This window comes from Mycobacterium hubeiense (assembly GCF_002838065.1).
GTDB lineage: Bacteria > Actinomycetota > Actinomycetes > Mycobacteriales > Mycobacteriaceae > Mycobacterium > Mycobacterium hubeiense.
The window spans coordinates 1-1,272 of record NZ_PIZU01000113.1 but is presented as its reverse complement, the minus strand read 5'-3'; the positions used below and the strand labels follow the sequence as shown (position 1 = coordinate 1,272).

General features: G+C 62.9%; 1 protein-coding gene, 3 tRNA genes and 1 pseudogene. 2 read left to right on the top strand and 3 right to left on the bottom strand.

Annotated elements, in window-relative coordinates:
• Both CWS39_RS28245 and CWS39_RS29945 read left to right on the top strand, forming a co-directional pair.
• The coding region (locus CWS39_RS28245) for a M48 metallopeptidase family protein (protein ID WP_199178344.1) at positions 1-281 on the top strand (281 nt) is incomplete at its 5' end.
• Positions 282-596: 315 nt separating this feature from the next.
• Positions 597-775, top strand: a pseudogene (locus CWS39_RS29945) (site-specific integrase); the annotation flags it as partial.
• 38 nt (positions 776-813) lie between these two features.
• On the opposite strand, the gene CWS39_RS28235 reads toward CWS39_RS29945, so the two are convergent.
• From CWS39_RS28235 to CWS39_RS28225, 3 genes are all read right to left on the bottom strand, one after another.
• A tRNA-Phe gene (locus CWS39_RS28235) sits at positions 814-887 on the bottom strand.
• Positions 888-928: 41 nt separating this feature from the next.
• Positions 929-1,005: transfer RNA gene (locus tag CWS39_RS28230), tRNA-Asp, on the bottom strand.
• Between the two features lie 30 nt (positions 1,006-1,035).
• Positions 1,036-1,111: transfer RNA gene (locus tag CWS39_RS28225), tRNA-Glu, on the bottom strand.
• Positions 1,112-1,272 lie beyond the last annotated feature (161 nt).

Here is a 1,272-nt window from a genome sequence, read left to right as displayed (position 1 = left end):
CCGCGCAACGGTGCCTCATTCAGGTTGACAGGTTCCGTTCGCGCATCGTGATCACCCAGCTGACTACGAAGTGGGGCTCGTGCGCGCCAGACGGTGTGATTACATTCGCGCAGGACCTGGTCGACATGCCAGCGGCCTTCCAGGACTACGTCGTCGTCCACGAACTGCTCCACCTGCGCTACCGCTCCCACGGCAAAGCCTTCACCGCGATGATGACTGCGCTCGTCCCCGGCTGGCGCGAGCTGGAGGCATCGAACTCAGTGAGGGAGGTGCACAGATGATTTCTGCGGAATTGTCGGGTGTGATGCGCCCCGTGTCGGACTGGCAGGACGGCTGAACTGGAAGCGGCATCCCGATTGGGCGCACCGGCTCAGCGGCCAGGACCCGAGGTAGTGGAAAGCACCCTAACCGCGGTGAGGGGCTGGATACGGCTCGTTTTTGCCGCATAAAGGCGTGTGCCGTTGGCGGTAAACTCCTGCGCAAACGGCTTAAATCTGCAGGCCAACAGATCGGGCGATGGTGATGGATGGCAACTTGGAGGTCGACGCAGTCCACCTGCGGTTGGCGGGCCAGGAGGCTGACACGCATGCCGATAATCCGGCGCCGACCTGCGCTACGTGCAGAAAACAATGGGCCACTCCACCCCCACCGTCACCGCCAACACCTCTACGCAGACGAACTCGACCACGTTGCAACCAACCTCGACCGACTAACAGCCGAAACCAGCGATTCAACGCGCGAGACCGGACAAGAACCGGACAACCCTAACCAACCACCGAGTGCAAGCATCGTGTCCACGCAGGTCAGAGACAGTGGCCAGGGCCGGGATCGAACCGGCGACCTTCCGCTTTTCAGGCGGACGCTCGTACCAACTGAGCTACCTGGCCGGAAGGCACCGGTCCGTCGAAACCGAAATGCCTCGCCATAATGGCGACCCTGACGGGACTTGAACCCGCGACCTCCGCCGTGACAGGGCGGCGCGCTAACCAACTGCGCCACAGGGCCTTGCTGTGCGACTCCATCGTACGGCGTCGCTGGTACCCCCTACGGGATTCGAACCCGCGCTACCGCCTTGAAAGGGCGGCGTCCTAGGCCGCTAGACGAAGGGGGCCTGAGCCGAATCTCTCCGGGGTACTCGCAACGCGATGACGTTGGGAGCCTCGATAGCTTAGGGTACCGGCACCCCAATCCTCAAACGCGGTCGAGGGCGGGGACACAGTATCCTGACCTTCGCGCCCCTCGAGGTTGTCCCGGTCTTCGTGGAATTTGAGG